Source organism: Marinobacter sp. 2_MG-2023, assembly GCF_030546935.1.
GTDB lineage: Bacteria > Pseudomonadota > Gammaproteobacteria > Pseudomonadales > Oleiphilaceae > Marinobacter.
The window spans coordinates 1-1,073 of record NZ_JAUOPH010000016.1 but is presented as its reverse complement, the minus strand read 5'-3'; the positions used below and the strand labels follow the sequence as shown (position 1 = coordinate 1,073).

The 1,073-nt window shown below is 53.2% G+C and carries 1 protein-coding gene; it reads right to left on the bottom strand.

The annotated features are described in order from the left end of the window. Nucleotides 1-1,073, bottom strand: a 1,073-nt coding sequence (gene tuf / locus Q4501_RS18480; RefSeq protein ID WP_303597729.1) for an elongation factor Tu, incomplete at both ends; no start/stop codon positions are given.

The following is a 1,073-nucleotide window of genomic DNA, read 5'->3' as shown; positions in this document are numbered from 1 at the left end:
ACTTCCATCTTCACGTTATCACCTGGCATAACCATTTCTACGCCTTCCGGCAATTCACAAGAACCGGTTACGTCGGTGGTACGGAAGTAGAACTGCGGACGATAGCCCTTGAAGAACGGAGTGTGACGACCGCCTTCATCTTTGCTTAGCACGTATACTTCGCACTCGAACTTGGTGTGCGGCTTGATGCTGCCCGGCTTACACAGAACCTGACCACGCTCAACGTCGTCACGCTTGGTACCACGCAACAGTACACCAACGTTCTCACCCGCACGACCTTCGTCGAGGAGCTTACGGAACATCTCAACACCGGTACAAGTCGTCTTGACGGTATCCTTGATACCAACAATCTCAACTTCTTCACCAACCTTGACAATACCGCGCTCTACACGACCGGTCACAACAGTACCACGACCCGAGATAGAGAATACGTCCTCAATCGGCATCAGGAACGGCTGATCAATCGCACGCTCAGGCTCAGGGATGTACGAATCCAGGGCTTCTACCAACTTCTTAACAGCGGTAGTACCCATTTCGTTATCATCTTTACCTTCCAGCGCCATCAACGCAGAACCAGTAACGATCGGAGTGTCGTCAGCCGGGAAGTCATACGCTTCCAGCAGATCACGCACTTCCATCTCAACCAGTTCCAGCAGCTCTTCATCGTCAACCATGTCCGCTTTGTTCAGGAACACAACGATGTAAGGAACGCCTACCTGACGAGACAGCAGGATGTGCTCGCGAGTCTGCGGCATGGGGCCGTCTGCTGCTGAACAAACCAGGATCGCGCCGTCCATCTGAGCCGCACCTGTGATCATGTTTTTCACATAATCGGCGTGGCCCGGGCAGTCTACGTGTGCGTAGTGACGGTTAGGAGAATCGTACTCAACGTGGGAAGTCGCGATGGTTATACCACGCGCACGCTCTTCCGGTGCGTTATCGATCTGATCGAATGCACTCGCAGAACCCGTACCCCATACTTCGTGACATACACGAGTCAGAGCAGCGGTCAGAGTCGTCTTACCATGGTCTACGTGACCAATAGTGCCCACGTTCAAGTGCGGCTTATTACG